Here is a 17,226-nt window from a genome sequence, read left to right as displayed (position 1 = left end):
GTGACGCCGCACTGCGTCCCCAACACGGAACCTTAGATGAATATCCAGACCAATCTCGCACAGATCGAAAAGACGAGCGCCAGCTTCCCAGCTGTCACCGACGAGCCGATACGCTCCAATTTCCTGCCGGAAGATCGGCTGCGAGCGTTGGGCTCAGCCCTTGCCAATGGCGATGCCAAGGATTTGTTCGGTCTGACGCCTTTCGATTTTCAGGCGCGCATCCGCGACAGCGCCAAGAAGATTCTCGATGTCTACCGTTCCACCAACGCCGCACAGGCGAGGGGCGAAACGATCACGCCTGCGGCACAGTGGCTGCTCGACAACAACTACCTGGTCGAGGAGACCATTTTCCAGGTCAAGCGCGACCTGCCGCGCCGCTTCTACCGCCAGTTACCGACGCTGAAACTGTCCGACGGATCCAGCGTGCCGCGCGCACTGGCGGTCGCATGGACCTATGTCGCCCATTCCGACAGTTCCGTCTCGTCGGCCATGTTCAAGGCGATCGTCGAAGGCTTCCAGTCCGTCGAGCCGCTGAAGATCGGCGAACTATGGGCGCTGCCGTCGCTGCTGCGCTTCGTCCTGATCGAGAATCTTCGCCGGATCGCGGTCCGCGTCAATCGCACGCGGGAGTTGCGCCAGATCGCCAACGAGGTCGCCGACCGTGTGCTGGCGACGGACGACAGCGCCGACCGGCAGGCGATACTTTCCAGCTACAGCGCCCATGCGCAGGACACCACCTTCGCCACCCAGTTGCTCTACCGGCTGCGCGACGGCTCGCAAAATGCCGGCAGGGCGCTGGAATGGCTGGAGGGCGAACTTGAAAGGACCGGCTCCGACGCCGAGGAAATCATCCTCAGCGAGCACCGCACGCTGTCCAGCGGCAATGTGACCACCGGCAACATCATCCGTGGCCTGCGCCTCATCAACGACATCGACTGGACGGTGTGGTTCGAGGGCGTCAGCCGCATCGACACCTTGCTGCGCGAGCGCACCGATTTTGCGGCGCTCGATTTCTTTTCGCGTGACCAATATCGGACTGCGATCGAGGAGCTGGCACGCCGTTCCGATCTTTCCGAATTTCGCGTTGCCGAAAGGGCGATCGAACTCGCCGGCCATGCTGCCGATGCACCGGGCTCCGAAACTGGTCCGATCGCTCACACCGACGTCGGCTTCTTTCTGGTCGGCCCGCGCCGGACGGAGCTCGAGCGGTCGATCGGCTACCGGCCGACCATCGGCAAGACGATCAACCGGACGTTCCGCAAGACCGGATGGCTGGGCATCGTCGTGCCGGTGTTTGCGCTGACGGTCCTGCTTCTGGTCGTTTCCGGCAATGCGCTCGCCAATCTCGGCCTGTCGGTGCCACCTATCGTCTTGATGCTGGCCCTGTTCGCGGTGCCGGCCAGCGAAGGCGCGCTCGCATTCTTCAACACCGTCGTCTCGCTGTTTTTGAAGCCTACGCGTCTCATCGGCTATGATTTCAGGCACGGGGTGCCGTCCGAGGCGCGCACGCTGGTGGTGGTGCCGTCGCTGATCGGCTCGCGCGACGATGTCGAGGAGAACATCCGCAACATCGAAGTGCATCACCTTGCCAACACGGCGGGTGAGATCTATTTCGCGCTGCTTTCCGACTGGCCGGACAGCAAGACCGAGATCGATACGGCGGATGTCGAAATCCTCGAATTCGCCCGCGCCGAAATCGCCAGGCTGAACGCCCGCTATCCCTCGGAAGGCGCGCCGCGCTTTTATCTGCTGCATCGGCGCCGGCTCTACAACGCGTCGCAAGGCGTCTGGATGGGTTGGGAGCGCAAGCGCGGCAAGCTGCACGAGTTGAACCTTCTGCTGCGCGGCGACAGCGACACCACCTTCCTGCCACTGGAAATGCCATTGCCGGAGAACGTCGTCCACGTGATGACGCTGGACGCCGACACCCGCACCACCCGCGACGCCGTCGCTGCGCTGGTCGGCAAGCTTTGCCACCCGCTCAACCGTCCGCATTTCGACGCGGCACGGCGCGAGGTTACGGCAGGCTATTCCATCCTGCAGCCGCGCATCACCGCGTCGCTGACCAGTGGCGACGAGGCATCGTTCTTCCAGCGCGTGTTTTCCGCCAATCGCGGGCTCGATCCGTACGTCTTCGCCGTCTCGGACCTCTACCAGGACATCTTCGGCGACGGCTCCTTCACCGGCAAAGGTCTCTACCATGTCGATGCCTTCGAGGCGGCGCTGAAGGGCCGTATCGAGGAAAACACCATCCTCAGCCACGATCTGCTCGAAGGCGCGCTGGCGCGATCGGCTTTGGTCACCGACGTCGAACTGGTCGAGGACTATCCGACCCGCTATTCGGTCGACGCATCGCGCCACCATCGCTGGGCACGCGGCGACTGGCAGCTTCTGGGCTTCATCCTCGGCCCGCGCTCAAGCGTGCCGGCGCTGTCGCGCTGGAAGATGGTCGACAATCTGCGCCGCTCGCTGACGCCGATCTTCTGGGTGATGGCCGCGATCGCCGGCTGGACGCTGCTGCCCTTCACGCAGGCCGCGCAATGGCAGGCGCTGCTGATCCTTACGCTGTTCATGGCGCCCACTTTCGACATCGTCAACGCCATCCTGCCGAAGAGCGGCGACCAGACGCCGCGCGGCCATTTCTCGGCATTGGCGCGCGACGTTGCCTTCGGTACCGCCCTGGTGGCACTGAAGATCGTGCTGATGGCGCACCTTGCCTGGATGATGGGCGACGCGGTCATCCGCACGCTCTACCGCCTGTTCGTCAGCCGCCAGAACCTGCTCGAATGGCGCACCGCCTCGCAGGCACACAAGGGCGGCGACAACGATCTCGGCTCCTATTACAGCATCATGTACGGGGCGGTGATCATCGGCGTCGTCGGCCTCGCGGTCCCGGTGCTGGCCGATTCCACCGGGGCCTTCGTCGCCTTCTTCTTCGCCTTGTTCTGGATCGGCTCGCCCGCCATCGCCTGCTGGATCAGCCGTTCGGCCGAAACCGAGGACCGCCTGCGCATATCGGCGGCCGACATTCACGCGCTGCGCACCGTGGCGCGGCGTACATGGCATTATTTCGAGACCTTCGTGACGGCCGAGCATCACCATCTGCCGCCGGATAATTTCCAGGAGAGCCCGGCCCCCGTGGTGGCGCCCCGCACCTCGCCGACCAATATCGGCGTCTACCTCCTGTCCGTGATTTCGGCACGCGATTTCGGCTGGATCAGCCTCTCCGACGCCGTCAACCGCATCGACGCGACCATGTCGACCATCGAGAGCATGCCGCGCGACCGCGGCCATCTCTTCAACTGGTACGACACCACGACGTTGAAGCCGCTCTATCCACTCTACATTTCGGCCGTCGACAGCGGCAATCTCGCCGGGCACTTGGTGGCCGTAGCCGCTGCCTGCGCCGAATGGGCGGAAGCACCGTCGGTCCATGTGCAGGGCGACTTCGAAGGCATCCTCGACACCGTCACCATCCTCGACGAAAGCCTTGAGGAACTGCCCGACGACCGGCGTCAATTGCGGCCCTTGCGCCAGCGGCTCGCCGACCGTCTCGACGGCATGCGGCGGGCGGTGGATTTGATCAAGGCGCAGCCAGAGATGGCGTCGATCCGCACTATCAACCTGGCCGTCCTGGCCGGCGAGATACGCAAGCTCGCGACAGCCATCCACACCGAGGCCGCATCGACCCAGAGCGACACGATCGCCGATTGGGCGGCCAGGCTCGAAGCCACCTGCGAGGCGCATGTGCACGACGCGCACAGCGACGAAAACGCCGTCGCGGCATTGCGGGCCAAGCTTCTGACCTTGCGCGAGCGCACTCGCCGTTTCGCCTTCGAGATGGATTTCTCGTTCCTGATGCGGCCCGAACGCAAGCTCTTGTCGATCGGTTACCGGGTCGAGGAGCATCAGCTCGACGAAAGCTGCTACGACCTTTTGGCCTCCGAGGCGCGGCTGACCAGCCTGTTCGCCATCGCCAAGGGCGATTTGCCGACCGAGCACTGGTTCCGGCTCGGCCGGCCGATCGTCGAGATCGGCTTCCAGGGCGCACTGATGTCCTGGTCCGGCTCGATGTTCGAATATCTGATGCCGCCGCTGGTGATGAAGGAGCCGCAAGGCAGCATTCTCAACCAGACCAGCAAGCTCATCATCAAGCGCCAGATCCAGTATGGCCGTTCGAAGAACGTTCCTTGGGGGATTTCGGAAGCGGCCTACAACGCCCGCGACCGCGAACTGACCTATCAGTACACCAATTTCGGCGTGCCCGGGCTCGGCCTGAAGCGCGGTCTTGGCCAAAACACGGTGATCGCGCCTTACGCGACCGTGCTGGCAGCGCAGTTCACGCCACGCGAATCCGTGCAGAACCTAGCCAGGCTGAGGCGGCTGGGCGCACTTGGCCGGCATGGTTTTTACGACGCGGTGGATTTCACGCCGCAGCGCGTCCCCGAAGGCACCGACCACGCCGTCGTGCTGAACTACATGGCCCACCACTCCGGCATGTCGATCGCCGCCGTTGCCGATGCGATCTTCGAGGGGCGCCTGCGCGATCGCTTCCACAGCGATCCGGTGATCGAGTCGGCCGAATTGCTGCTGCAGGAAAGGGCGCCGCGCGACATCCCGACCGCGACCGTCAGGACCGAGGCCGACGAGCGCTCGAAGGACGAGACCGAGCTCGAGAGCCCGGATACGCGCATTGTGCTCGATCCGCTCAGGGCGCTGCGCTCGACCAGTGTCATGTCCAACGGCCGCTACTCGGTCATGGCCACTGCCACCGGTTCGGGCTACAGCCGCTGGGGCGAACTTGCCGTCACGCGCTGGCAGCCGGATCCGACCGAGGACCGCCTTGGCTCCTATATCTTCCTGCGCGACGCCAGCAATGGCGACTGGTGGTCGGCCACAGCCGAGCCGAAGCGTGCCGCCGACGAGCGCGTGCAGACGCTGTTTTCCGACGACAAGGCGAGCTTCGTCAAATCGGTAGGGTCGCTGCGTTCGGAGGTCGAGTGCATCGTCATCTCGGAAGGCAATGGCGAGGGCCGGCGGGTGACGCTCTACAATGACGGCGCTGCCGACCGCCACATCGAAGTGACTTCATTTGCCGAACTGGTGTTGGGCTCCGAGCCGTCGGACAATGCCCATCCGGCCTTTTCGAAGATGTTCGTGGAAACCGAGATCGCGCCGAACAACGGCGCAATCTTCGCCACGAGGCGCAAGCGCGAAAAGGACGAACCCGACGTCACCATGGTGCATTTCGTCACCGATCCGTCTGGATCGGCGCGCGACGCCGAAGCGGAAACCGACAGGCGCGCCTTCATCGGCCGTGGCCGCACCATCACGGACGCGGCTGCCTTTGATCCCGGCGCCAAGCTTGGCGGCCATTCCGGTTTCACCTTGGATCCGATCGCCTCGCTTCGCCGGCAGGTGCGTGTGCCAGCCAACAAGAAGATTTCGCTGACCTTCTGGACCGTCGTCGGCACCGATCGCGCCGAGCTGGACGCCGCCATCGCGCGGCTCGACCATCCTGAAAGCTTCGCCCGCCAGGCGATGCTCGCCTGGACGCGCTCGCAGGTGCAGACCCGTCACCTCGGCCTCAGCCTGTCCGATGCCGCCAATGTGCAGAAGCTGGCGCGCTATCTGATCTATCCCGATCCGTTCCTGCGCCTTCCCGGCGAATCCATCGCCTCCGGCCTCGGCAGGCAGTCCAGTCTGTGGCCGACCAGCATATCCGGCGATTTTCCGATTTTCCTGGTCAGGATCGCCGATGTCGCCGATCTGGAGATCGTCGCCCAGGCGCTTCGCTTCCAGGAATACATGCGCGCCCGCGGCATGATGATCGATTTTGTCGTCGTCAACGAGCAAGCGTCGTCCTACGTCCAGGACCTGCAGCGCGCGGTCGAGACGCTCTGCGAAAACAGCCGGTTGCGCGGCAAGGAACTCGGACCCCGCCAGCATATCTTCGCGGTGCGCCGCGACCTGATGGAGGAAACGACCTACAAGACCTTGCTCGCCGTCGCCCGGGTGGTGCTGCATACGCGCAACGGCACCATCTTCGACCAGATCGAGCGCGCCGAGGCCGCGGCACTGCAGGCGCGAGACGCCCTTCAGCCGGCCGACTTTGCAGCACTTCGCGAGCCGTCCTTGCCGGTGCCGACGGCGCAAGCGTTTGCCGCCCAGGCACTGATCGAGGGCCGCGTCGACGGCAGCGGGCTCGACCAATGGAACGGTTTCGGCGGCTTCGATGGCGGCGGACGCCACTACGTCGTGCGTCTTGCCGGCCGGCGTACGACGCCGCAGCCATGGATCAACGTCATCTCCAACCCATCGTTCGGGTTCCACATTTCGGCTGAAGGCGCTGCCTTCACCTGGAGCCGCAACAGTCGCGACTATCAATTGACGCCATGGTCGAACGATCCGGTCACCAACCGGCCGGGCGAGGGCATCTACATCTACGATCACGCCAGTGGCAAAGCGTTCTCGCCGCTGGCCGCCATGGTGCGTGACCCGACAATGACCTACGAAACCTGGCACGGGCAGGGTTTTTCGACGTTCCGTTCAAAGCGCGGGCCGCTGTCGATGGACCTGACCCATGTCGTCGATCCCGTCGATCCGGTGAAGATATCGCGGCTGCGCATCCAGAATTCGGGATCGGTGCCGATGCGGCTGCGCGTCTATGCCTATGCGGAGTGGGTTCTTGGCGGCCATCGTTCGCGCACCGCCGCAAGCATCGTTCCGTCCAGGGATGCCGCAACCGGCGCATTGCTGGCGCAAAATCCCTATGGGCTCGATTTCGGCGAGCGGATCGCCTTCCTGGCCACCGACGGCGCCGTGCATTCGGTCACCGCCGACCGCGGTGAATTCATTGGCAGGCTGGGTACCAGCGAGTTTCCGCATGCCGTGCTGAGCGGCGCCGGCCTGTCGGGCCGTGTCGAGGCCGGCGACGATCCCTGCGCGGCCATCGCACGCGACATCGACATCGCTGCCGGTGGCGACGTCACGCTGCTCTGGCTGCTCGGCGACGCAGCCTCGCCCGAGGAGGCCAGCGCACTGGTGCAGACCCATCGCTCCAGGGATTTCGATCAGCGGCTGGCCGACAACGAGCGCACATGGCGCGGCTTTCTCGACACCATCCAGGTCGAGACGCCGGACAAGGCACTCGACGCCATGGTCAATCACTGGCTGCCCTATCAGAGCCTGGCCTGCCGCATCCGTGCTCGCTCTGCGTTCTATCAGGCGAGCGGTGCCTTCGGCTTCCGCGATCAGTTGCAGGACACCTTGGCCTTGCTGGCCCATGACCCCCAGCTGGCGCGTGATCAGATCCTCAACGCGGCGCGGCGGCAATTTCCCGAAGGCGACGTGCAGCATTGGTGGCTGCCGCGCACCGAGGCAGGCGTCCGCACCATGATCTCGGACGACGTGGTCTGGCTGGCCCACGCCACGGCGCGCTACATGCTGGTGACCGGCGACACCGCGATCCTGAAGGAGCAACTGCCCTTCATCGAGGGGCAGGCGCTGGGCGAAGGCGAGCACGATGCTTTCTTCATCCCGGAAATCTCGAAGAAGACAGCCTCGCTCTATGACCATTGCGCGCGAGCGCTCGATCTTGCCGTCAAGCGCAGCAGTCCGGCCGGGCTGCCGCTGATCCTGGGCGGCGACTGGAACGACGGCATGAACCGCGTCGGCGAGCACGGCAAGGGCGAGAGCGTATGGCTGGGCTGGTTCCTGCTGAAGACGCTGGGCGACTTTGCCGCTGTCGCCAAGGCGCAGGGCGACGCCAAGCGCGCGCAAGCCTGGACGAAGCACGCCGAGGTGCTGAAGCGGGCGCTGGAAAGCACGGCGTGGGATGGCGAGTGGTATCGGCGCGGCAGCTTCGACGACGGCACGCCGCTCGGCTCGCGCAATTCGGACGAGTGCAAGATCGACTCGATCGCCCAGTCCTGGAGCGTGCTTTCGGGCGAGGGCGACGCTGCGCGGTCGACGACGGCAATGGGGCAGGCGATGAAAGTGCTCGTCGACGACGAGCTCAAGATCGTCAAACTGTTCACCCCGCCCTTCTCCAGGACGGAAAGGGACCCGGGCTACATCAAGAGCTATCCGCCGGGTGTCCGTGAAAACGGCGGCCAATACACGCACGCGGCGACGTGGTTCGTCATTGCGCTCGCCGAGATGGGTCGCACCGACGATGCCTACCGCTGCCTTTCGATGCTCAACCCGGTCAACCATGCGCTCGATGAAGCCGCGGCAGAGCGCTATCGGGTCGAACCCTACATCGTCGCGGCCGACGTCTATTCCGGGCAAGACAAGGGCGGCCGCGGCGGCTGGACCTGGTATACCGGTTCGGCGGGCTGGCTTTATCGCGCGGCGGTCGAGAGCGTTCTCGGCATAGAGCGCCGCGGACAGCGCATTCAATTCACGCCGAGACTTCCCAGCCATTGGGACGGCTATACGGCGACCCTGAAGATGCTGGGCGCCGAGATCAAGGTACGCGTCGTCCGCGACAAAAAGGCCCGGGCCATCTCACTTGAAGTGAATGGCACGAAGACCAAATCTTCGTCCTTCGAGCCAAAAGCCGGAGACAATGCCGAGGTGATCGTCAGAATACCGGCCTAGATTCAAGGGGTTGGAGCGTCCCTTGCGGTTCCTCAGGGAACGCACGGCGCTCCAAGTCTCTCTATCGATTATATTTGCATTTTACCTTGCTGAATGCCTGCATTCGACTTTGGATGTCGTGCTCAAGGTTTTTACTGATTAAAATTGTGGCAGTGCTTTCCAGCTGCCATGATTTTGCCGCAACGCTGACATTTCACCTTTTATCTCAAACTGTTAGACGATCACGGCAAATTTCGAAGCGTCGTCATCTTTTGTTCGCGGATTGGGAACGGAAGAGGTAGACGAGCATTGTTTTGCGATGCGTCAACCGGTACGAGTCAAAAAATGACGCACTGCACCATAAATAATTGGCGGAGTAGCTGAAGTGTCACTTCTGCAAATCTACTGGCGAGCGCTCGGTTATCTCGCCGCCGACAGGAAACGCGTTGCGTTTATCTGCGGGGCGAATGTCACGCTTGCCATTATCGCCATCCTCGAGCCGATCATGTTCGGCCGGGTGATCGATGCCATTTCGGACCGCGGCTCGGTGTTCTCGACGCTCGCAATGTGGGCCGGCATCGGCGCTTTCAATATCGTCGCCTTCGTTCTGGTGGCGCGCGGCGCCGATCGCTTTGCCCACCAGCGGCGCAGCGAGGTTCTTTGCCAGTCGTTCGAGCGCGTGATCACCATGCCGCTTGCCTGGCATCATCAGCGCGGCACCTCCAATTCCCTGCATACGCTTCTGCGGGCGGTCGAGACCCTGTTCAGCCTCTGGCTCGAATTCATGAGGCAGCACCTGTCGACAGCGGTCGCGTTGGTTCTGCTGGTGCCCACGGCGCTCAGCATGGATATCCGCATGTCGATGGTGCTGCTGGCGCTTGGCGCGCTCTATGTCGGCATCGGACGGCTGGTGATGCGGCGCACCAAGGAAGGCCAGGCGGCCGTGGAGCGTCACTACCACAAGGTGTTTGCGCATGTGACCGACTCGGTCAGCAACGTCGCCGTCCTGCAGAGCTATAACCGCATCGGCCACGAGACCGAGGCGCTGAAGCGCTACGTCAAGAATCTGCTCGATGTGCAGAATCCGGTGCTCGACTGGTGGGCAATGGCCAACGCGCTGCATCGCCTGTCGTCGACGATTTCGATGATGGTGGTGCTTCTGATTGGCGCCTACCTGGTGACGCACGGCCAGTTGCGCATCGGCGACGTCATAGCCTTTACCGGCTTTGCCACGCTGCTGATTGCCCGGCTCGACCAGATGTCGGCTTTCGCCAACCAGATTTCCGAGGCACGCGCCAAGCTCGAGGAATTCTATCATCTCGAAGACTCCGCTTCCGATGCCGCCGAGCCCGACGGGCTGCGCGACCTCGTCAACGTCACCGGCCATGTGCGTTTCGAGAATGTCTGCTTCGAGTTCGGCAATTCCGGGCAGGGCGTCGACGACGCGTCGTTCGAGGTCCAGGCCGGTCAGACCGTCGCTATCGTCGGCCCGACGGGCGCCGGCAAGACGACGCTCATCAACCTTTTGCAGCGCGTCTTTGCCCCGTCCGGCGGACGCATCCTGATCGACGGCATCGATACCCGCACGGTGACCCGCAAGTCGCTGCGCCATTCGATCGCCACCGTGTTCCAGGATGCCGGCCTGCTCAACCGCTCGATCGAGGACAACATCCGCGTCGGCCGTGCCGAGGCGACCTATGACGAGGTCCATGCCGCGGCCAACGCCGCCGCCGCGCAGGATTTCATCCTGTCGAAGAGCGAGGGCTACGACACGGTCGTCGGCGAGCGCGGCGGACAGCTGTCCGGCGGCGAGCGTCAGCGCATCGCAATTGCCCGCGCCGTGCTGAAGGACGCGCCCATCCTGGTTCTCGACGAGGCGACCAGCGCGCTCGATGTCGAGACGGAAGACCGCGTCAAGGAAGCCATCGACGAGTTGCGGCGCGGCCGCACCACCTTCATCATCGCCCACCGCCTGACCACCGTTCGCGACGCCGATCTGGTCGTGTTCATGGACAAGGGCCGGGTGGTCGAGATGGGCGGGTTCACCGAACTGTCGCTGCGCAATGGCCGCTTCGCCAGCCTGCTGCGCGCCGGCGGCCTGCTCAACGACGAGGAGGTTCGCCGCCTCAGCCGTCCGGTGAACGAAGCCGCCTGAGCGTGGCGCGGTTCTCCTTCTCCCCTTGTGGGAGAAGGTGGCCGAGCGAAGCTCGGTTGGATGAGGGGTGCTCCAGCTTGACGTCAACCTCCATCCAAAATCGAGATTCAGGCGCACGGCAGATAGGGTCATGGCGCCTCACTCCGTCCAGCACCCCTCATCCGGCTCGGCGCTAACGCGCCGATCCACCTTCTCCCACAAGGGGAGAAGGAGAGACGCGTCTCGGCGCTGTGGTTGCCGCAACTCCGCCGGCGGTCTATGTAAGGCCGCATGAGCGACACGACTTCACGCCTCTCCGGCTGGATGGACCTTGCCAACCCGACGCGGTTCGTCGGGCTGGCCGACAAGGTCGTGCCGTGGCTGGCGAGCGTGGCCGCCATCATCCTCGCTGTCGGTCTCTATATGAGCTTCACGGCGCCTGAGGATTTCCAGCAGGGCATCACCGTGCGCATCATGTATATCCACGTGCCTTTCGCCTGGCTTGCCATGATGTGCTACACGCTGATGGCGGTCTCGGCGCTGGGCACGCTGGTCTGGCGCCATCCGCTGGCCGACGTGGCGTTGAAATCGGCGGCACCCATCGGCGCCGTCTTCACCGCCCTTGCGCTGATCACCGGTTCGATCTGGGGTAAGCCGATGTGGGGCACCTGGTGGGTGTGGGATGCGCGGCTGACCTCGGTCTTCATCCTGTTCCTGATGTATCTCGGCATTATCGCGCTGACCCGCGCGCTCGACGATGCCGGGCGCGCCGCCTGGGCTGCGGCAATCATCACCCTGGTCGGCTTCATCAACATCCCGATCATCAAATTCTCGGTCGACTGGTGGAACACGCTGCATCAGCCGGCTTCAGTGTTCCGGCTCGGCGGGCCGACCATCGATCCAAGCCTGTTGTGGCCGTTGCTGGTGATGGCGGTCGGCTTCACCGTATTGTTCTTCGCGCTGCATCTGATGGCGATGCGCACCGAGATCCGGCGCCGCCGGGTCATTTCGATGCGCCGCGTCGCGGCGAGGCAAGCCGAACGGTAGCCAACCGACGGGATCAGGCCATACGCCCGCGTGCTGCCACCGCCAACGTTTCCAGCACCCTGTCGCCTTCGATCAGATGCACCTCGTCGAACAGATTGGTGACGACGCAGCAATGGTCGGGCACGACGCGCACGCGCTCGCCGATGCGAAGCTTGGCGTCGCCTGACAGCGTGACATTGCCATGCTCTTCGCTGAGGCCGGTCACCTTCGCGCCGGGAATGCCCAGCAGCTCGCCGAAGTCGGCGAGCCCCAGCGTGTCGCTGGACAGGGCCTTGCTGCCGGCGTCGAGAATGGCGCGTGTCGGCGTCGGGTGGCTGACCACCGTCGACAGCACCGTCAGCGCGCAGTCGTCGAGGCTGCCGACGCCTTTGGCGACCTGATAGCGGTCGAGATAGATGTAGGTGCCGGGCCGGTACTCGGTAACGACGCTGTCCTGACCCGAGCGCCAAATATCCGGCGTGCCACCGCTGGAGATGCACTCGCAGGCTAGGCCTGTCTCCGCAAGGACATCGCGCGCCAAGGAAAGCCAGGCTTCGGTCTCGGCGGCGCGGCCCGCCGCCGGGTAGGTCATCAGGCCGCCGAAGACGAGCCCCGTGGCCTTGTCGATCTCCCTGGCCAGCGCGACAGCTTCGCCGGCCGATTGCACACCGCAGCGGCCCCTGCCGGTGTCGCATTCCACCAGCACCGGCAGGCGGTGGCCGGGATCGCTGAAGGTTGCGGCGAGCCCGTTAAGCGTTTCCATGCTGTCAGCCGTCACCGACAGGGCCACCCGCCGGTGCAGCGCCAGCAAGCGCTCGAGCTTGGCTCTGCCCAGAATGTTGTAGGGCAGAAAAATGTCGGTCAGCCCGGCGTCGGCCATGACCTCGGCTTCGCCGATCTTCTGGCAGGTGATGCCGACGGCGCCGGCCGCGACCTGCTTTTTTGCCCAGTAGGGCAGCTTGTGGGTCTTGATGTGCGGCCTGAGCTTCAGCCCGTGCCGGTCGGCATGGGCCTGCGCCCGCGCGATATTGGCTTCGGCGCGGCCGGTATCGATCAGGATCGCCGGCGTATCGAGGTCGTCTATGCTGCGCATGGTCCCACCATCGGAAAATTGGTTGACCTTATGGCCCTGATCGGACCGCATGTCATGGGGCCAGCGACCGCAGTTTGCATCGACACCGGATGGGCGTTCGGCTATGCGGTTAGCGTTTGGAACGCGACGGGAAGGAACCACGACCATGAAACGCTCCGCCATCAACGATATCATCCGCGACGCCGACGCCTTCATTCGTTCGTTCGGCTACATCATGCCGCCCTTCGCCTACTGGACCCCGGAAGATATGAAGGCGCGCCGGCAGGATTCGTCGGCGATCTTTTCCTCGCGGCTTGGCTGGGACATCACCGATTACGGCCAGGGCAAGTTCAACGATCTCGGCCTCTTCCTGTTCACCGTCCGCAACGGCCGCTACGAGGACATGAAGAAGGGCATGGGCATGCTCTATGCCGAGAAGATCATGATCTCGCGCAAGGATCAGCTGTCGCCGATGCACCGCCACAACATCAAGGCCGAAGACATCATCAACCGTGGCGGCGGCAAGCTGGTGCTGGAGCTGTTCATGCACGATCGCGATGGCGGCATCGATCCGAAGGCCGAAGTATCGGTGCCTGTCGACGGAACGATCCACAGGCTGCCTGCGGGTGGGCTCCTGAAGCTCGACCCGGGCCAGAGCGTCACTTTGCTGCCTGGCGTCTGGCATGCCTTCTGGGCCGAGGGCAAGGACGTGCTGATCGGCGAGGTCTCGACCGTCAACGACGATCTCACCGACAATGTCTTCCGCGAACCGATCGGCCGCTTCGCGGACATCGACGAGGACACAGCGCCGCTGCACCTGCTGGTATCCGACTACGAGAAGTGGGTGGGGTAGGGCAGGAGGTAGCGCTGGTTGGAAATGCCGGAGCTGATAGCTAGGAGTCCCAATTCAGCTGCTGAAAAAATGTCCGAATGTCGATTGTGCTGTCACTGAATTCGCTCGTGCTGTGCAGTGAAAAAACGATATCCACCGTGGGCGGCGCTTCTATTCTCGCTATTATTAAGCGCGCTCCGTCATCCAGGATCTCAACGCCCATTTCTCGTTTCCAATTTCCTCCCGCTTGCTGAAGTCGGGGGAAGGAATCGTCGAATTGCTCTCGCATCGATTCGTCGTTTGGAAAGGGAGTGTCGGTGAGGCTGCTGAATTCTTCCCAAGACCCAGAGACCGCCGCCTGAATTGCGCGATCTATCCTGGATTCCTCAGTCGCGCTAATTTTGACCTGCATCTCGTCCCTCCTCCGGTCTACCGCGCATGCTTGTCGGCCCTGCGGTTGCCCAGCAGCAGCTTGCGCTCGAGATGGGCTCGTAGCTCCCCATAATACGCCGTCAGGAATGTGCGCGCGTCATGGGCTTGTGGCGCTGCGCCGATCTTGCGTCCGATCGTTTCGGCAACGGTCCGCAGTGCGAAATAGTCGTCGCGGCGCAGCACCTCCTCCAGCTTGTGGAGTTCGGCAATTCCATAGGCATCGAGCTGGGCGTGGCTGAACCGGAACGCGCCAGAGCCCGCATCCTGCCGGGCCGACAGATCTTCCAGCAAGGCGCGCTTCGGCGCCTCGACCACCCAGGTCCCCGCCAACAGGTCGCCGATCCGCATGCGGTCGCGATTGAAGAGCGGAAACAAGGCAAACAGCAGCGTCCACACTAGGCCGAACACCGTCGTCAGCGTGTCGGCAAGGTCGGTCCCGCTGCGTCCAACGATGATCGACAGCGGCAGGAACACCTCGATCTCGCGCATCAGGTTGCGGGCGATGACCTGGTCGATCGACAGGCCGTCTCCGCTACGTGACGCGACCCGGATGCCGACGATCCGCTTGCCGGGCGTAGACGCGCGCCGGCCCGCTTCGAAGATGATGAAGTAGGCATTGCGCAGAAAGAAGATCAGGATAATCCAGACGACGAAGAGTGGCTGAAATCCCTCGCTGCCAAGGCCTCCAACCCCAAACAGCGCGACGATCGTGATCACGATTGCAGCCACGGCGATGAACACGACGTCGAGGAGGAAGGCGGCAGCCCGCGTGCCGGCGTCGGCGAGCCTAATCCGAAGGTCGACGCCTTCGGGCGTGATCAGCGGCCGTATAGCCGCAAAGGCGGCGCGTCTAACGATCGCCATGCCGCACCGCCCGGAACAAATAGAAATAACCGATCCACAGCGCCAGCATGCCACCGCCAATGGCATAGCGCGTAACGTCGCTGGTGATGGTCTGCCTGCCGATGCCCTCGAGCAGCCCGGCAAACAGCAGCATGACCGAGACGCCGACCATGGCGTTCGCGGCGATGCGTCCGGCACGAGCCGCTGCCGCCATGCGTGTCAATTCGCCGGGAAAGGCGATGCTGGTGCCGATGCGCATCCCGGCCGCGCCGGCCAAAGCGATCGCGAACAATTCGGTGGTGCCGTGGATGGCCAGCCACCCGCCGAGCTCCATGCCAAGTCCCTTGGACCAGTACACTTCGAACAACGCGCCGATCATGCAGCCGTTGAACAGCATCAGCAGTACCGTCGGCACGGCGAAGGCAAAGCCAAGGGCGAAGGCCAGGATTGCGACCTGGACGTTGTGCGTGAACAGATAGGCGGCAAAGCCTGAGAGAAAGCCGTTGTCGCCATCATAAAGCATGCTGCGCAGCAGTTCGGCCGAGGCATCGGGGCCGCGGCCCCCCGCCAGGCTGGACGGGATGATCGCGTCGAACCAGCTCTTGTCGGATGCCACCAGCCAGGCGCCTGCACCAACGCCGATCACCATCAGCACGACCGACGCCAATGTCTCGCGCCACAGATCGCGAATGGCCCCGGGCCAGTCGTGCAGGAAGAAATCGGCAATCCGCTGCCGCAACCCGCGACGCGCGCCGTAGAGATAGAAATAACCTCGCAGCGACAGCGCTTCGAGATAGCCGATCAGCGCGTTGTCGAGCGACGTCGCCCGTGCCACCGAAAGGGAAGATAATGCCGATCGATAGAGCAGCGGCAGCGACAGCAGCTCCTCTTCGGAAAGCGTCCGCGGCGCGCGCTTCTCGACACGCGCGAGCAGCGCCTCGAATGCTTTCCAGTCGGCCTCGCGCTCCCGGCGGAAGCTGGCCAGCGACTGGCGTACCGCGTCGCCGCGTACAGCATTGCCGGGTCCTGGCGCCGTCACAGCAAATCCTCCTGCTTGAATTGCAGGTAACGCTCGACCAGCGCAGGGCCCAGCCGGTTGTGGTCGGCTTCGATCACATGCGCCCCAAGCAGCCGCAGCCGGCCGATGACGACCTGCCTTTCGCGCAAAAGCCCTCCGGCGACGACCGCGCGGGCAACATCCTCGCCGGAGCGTGGCGGCATGTCGGCCAGGCCCTCCACTTCGGTGTCCTTCATCATCATGAACAGCACCAGATGCCGTTCGGTGAGCCGGCCCACGGTCCGCAGCATCAATTCCGCGCTGATCGGATCGACGAAATCGGTGAAGATGATGACCAGCGAACGGCGGTCGAGCCGTGCCGCGAGCGTCGTCAGCGCCAGGGTGAAATTGGTCTCCTCGCTGGAATAGTCGATCTCGGCGGCCCGTTTCTGGATCATCGCAAAGCTGGCGGAGCCGCGCACCGCGCCGCTCGAAACGCGCGGCCGGGCATCGAAGCCGAACAGGCTGACCATGTCGCCGCCCTTCAGCGCGATGAATGCCGACAGCAAGGCGGCCGTCACCGCCCGGTCCACCTTCGGCACCCCGTCGACCGGCTCGCACATCAGGCGTCCGCTATCGATGGCCAGCACGATGTTGTTGTTCTCCTCGATGCGGAACTCGCGCGCCAGGAGCTTGCCGTGGCGGGCGCTGCGCTTCCAGTCGATCATTCGCCGGCCCATGCCGGGCTGGTAATCCTTGAGCGCGTCGAACTCCCGGCCTTGACCGGCGCGGCGCTGCGCATGGCCTTCGGCGAGGGCCGCATACTGCAGCAGCGCGATCGCCTCGCCGCGGGCGCTGCTGACGTCGGGCAGCACCGCTACCTTGCTTTCCACCGGCAGCACGACCTGGTTCCAGACCAGCCCGAACGGCCCGCGCCAGCGCAGCCAAAGACGGTCGAAGCTGGCGACGCCGCGCCGCAGCGCCTGGAAGCGGAGGTCGAGCGACCCGCCTCCGGCGGTTGCCAGCAATGCCCCGCCGCTGTCGCCCACCGACGCCAGGCGCGCATCGTGCCCGACGCGAGCCTCCATTGCGCGCGGCCGGCCTGAGTAACGGGCGGCGACGTGCGCGCTGAACTGCCCGCCGACCCCGACCTGCTGTGGCGCGTCGATGCTGGCATTCAGCGATGCCCGCCCGCGTCCCGCCGCGGCATCCACCGCCAGGAAGGCAAGCAGCAGGCAACCCCACAGCAATCCAAGATACCAGAACGACGGCAGTGCCAGCGCGACCAGGAAGGCCGGCACTGCGCC

Annotated in this window: 9 protein-coding genes; 4 read left to right on the top strand and 5 right to left on the bottom strand. The window is 64.2% G+C overall.

Features of this window, described 5'->3' with window-relative positions; genetic code table 11:
* The first annotated feature begins 36 nt into the window (after window positions 1-36).
* The 3 genes from NKJ94_RS12715 (at window position 37) to NKJ94_RS12705 (ending at window position 11,764) form a co-directional block, all read left to right on the top strand.
* Entirely contained in the window at window positions 37-8,604 is an 8,568-nt protein-coding gene (locus tag NKJ94_RS12715) for a glycoside hydrolase family 94 protein (protein WP_352525383.1), read from the top strand.
* Between the two features lie 364 nt (window positions 8,605-8,968).
* Window positions 8,969-10,738 carry a glucan ABC transporter ATP-binding protein/ permease gene (locus NKJ94_RS12710; protein ID WP_352525382.1) on the top strand — a complete coding sequence of 590 codons (1,770 nt, stop codon included), beginning with the start codon at window positions 8,969-8,971 and terminating at the stop codon, window positions 10,736-10,738.
* A gap of 270 nt (window positions 10,739-11,008) precedes the next feature.
* The gene (locus NKJ94_RS12705) at window positions 11,009-11,764 is read left to right on the top strand and encodes a heme ABC transporter permease (RefSeq protein WP_352525380.1); all 756 of its coding nucleotides are present in this window, start codon (window positions 11,009-11,011) and stop codon (window positions 11,762-11,764) included.
* A gap of 13 nt (window positions 11,765-11,777) precedes the next feature.
* Here the strand turns inward: NKJ94_RS12705 and NKJ94_RS12700 are convergent, their stop codons facing one another.
* Window positions 11,778-12,836, bottom strand: coding sequence for a D-TA family PLP-dependent enzyme (locus NKJ94_RS12700; protein WP_352525378.1), 1,059 nt, complete (start codon window positions 12,834-12,836; stop codon window positions 11,778-11,780).
* Window positions 12,837-12,981: 145 nt separating this feature from the next.
* On the opposite strand from NKJ94_RS12700, the gene NKJ94_RS12695 reads away from it, so the two are divergent.
* Window positions 12,982-13,668: a D-lyxose/D-mannose family sugar isomerase gene (locus NKJ94_RS12695; protein ID WP_352525376.1), complete on the top strand. Its 687-nt coding sequence runs from the start codon at window positions 12,982-12,984 to the stop codon at window positions 13,666-13,668.
* Between the two features lie 40 nt (window positions 13,669-13,708).
* Here NKJ94_RS12695 and NKJ94_RS12690 read toward each other — a convergent pair whose 3' ends face one another.
* Genes NKJ94_RS12690 through NKJ94_RS12675 form a run of 4 tightly spaced genes read right to left on the bottom strand, consistent with a single transcriptional unit; the run spans window position 13,709 to window position 17,220 of the window.
* Window positions 13,709-14,059 (bottom strand): hypothetical protein, encoded by a 351-nt coding sequence (locus tag NKJ94_RS12690; protein WP_352525374.1) that lies wholly within the window; start codon window positions 14,057-14,059, stop codon window positions 13,709-13,711.
* Between the two features lie 17 nt (window positions 14,060-14,076).
* Window positions 14,077-14,943 carry an RDD family protein gene (locus NKJ94_RS12685; protein WP_352525372.1) on the bottom strand — a complete coding sequence of 289 codons (867 nt, stop codon included), beginning with the start codon at window positions 14,941-14,943 and terminating at the stop codon, window positions 14,077-14,079.
* Window positions 14,930-15,961 (bottom strand): stage II sporulation protein M, encoded by a 1,032-nt coding sequence (locus NKJ94_RS12680; protein WP_352525370.1) that lies wholly within the window; start codon window positions 15,959-15,961, stop codon window positions 14,930-14,932. Before NKJ94_RS12680 ends, NKJ94_RS12685 begins: the two co-directional genes overlap by 14 nt.
* Entirely contained in the window at window positions 15,958-17,220 is a 1,263-nt protein-coding gene (locus NKJ94_RS12675) for a DUF58 domain-containing protein (protein WP_352525368.1), read from the bottom strand. Before NKJ94_RS12675 ends, NKJ94_RS12680 begins: the two co-directional genes overlap by 4 nt.
* Between the last annotated feature and the right edge of the window lie 6 nt (window positions 17,221-17,226).

Source organism: Mesorhizobium sp. M0060, from assembly GCF_040323155.1.
Taxonomy (GTDB): Bacteria; Pseudomonadota; Alphaproteobacteria; order Rhizobiales; family Rhizobiaceae; genus Mesorhizobium.
This window is presented reverse-complemented; position numbering and strand designations above follow the sequence as displayed.